Raw genomic sequence first — 485 nt, 5'->3', positions numbered from 1 at the left:
CGCCGCTGCCCGGGCCTCCCGCAGGACGCCCGGCGCCCGCCCCGCGGCCGTCGCCCGGACGAGCACCGCGGTCGCGGTCGCCAGCGCCCGCGGGGACGGGTCGGCCAGGTACGTCGTGCGGGCGGTCGCCGCGGCGGCCCACGGGTGCGCGGCGGGCCGCGGGGGACGGCGCGTGGAGAGCAGGACCGCCCGGGCCCCGGCGCGCTCCAGCGCCGCGACCTCGCGCCAGAAGAACGCGTGGGTCTGCCCCGGGAACTCGGGGACGAGGTAGCCGAAGGTGACGGCGTCCCGAGCGGCGCCCGCGCGCGTCGGGGCGGTCACCGCCGGCTGCTCTCGTCGCGCTCCCAGCCCGAGCCGCGCCGCGCGCGCACCCGGCCCGCGGTCACCAGGGCCGCGTACACGGCGGCGTCGAGGGCGCTCCGGGGGGCGCGCACGGTCCGGAGCAGCGCCGCGGCGGTGCGCGCCGGACCCGGGACGGCCGCGGC

At 83.7% G+C, this 485-nt stretch carries 1 pseudogene; it reads right to left on the bottom strand.

Annotated elements, in window-relative coordinates:
• Window positions 1-321, bottom strand: a pseudogene (locus tag KVT14_RS20115) (hypothetical protein); the annotation flags it as partial.
• Between the last annotated feature and the right edge of the window lie 164 nt (window positions 322-485).

Source organism: Cellulomonas sp. GbtcB1, from assembly GCF_019091725.1.
In the GTDB taxonomy this organism is placed as follows: domain Bacteria; phylum Actinomycetota; class Actinomycetes; order Actinomycetales; family Cellulomonadaceae; genus Cellulomonas.
This window is presented reverse-complemented; position numbering and strand designations above follow the sequence as displayed.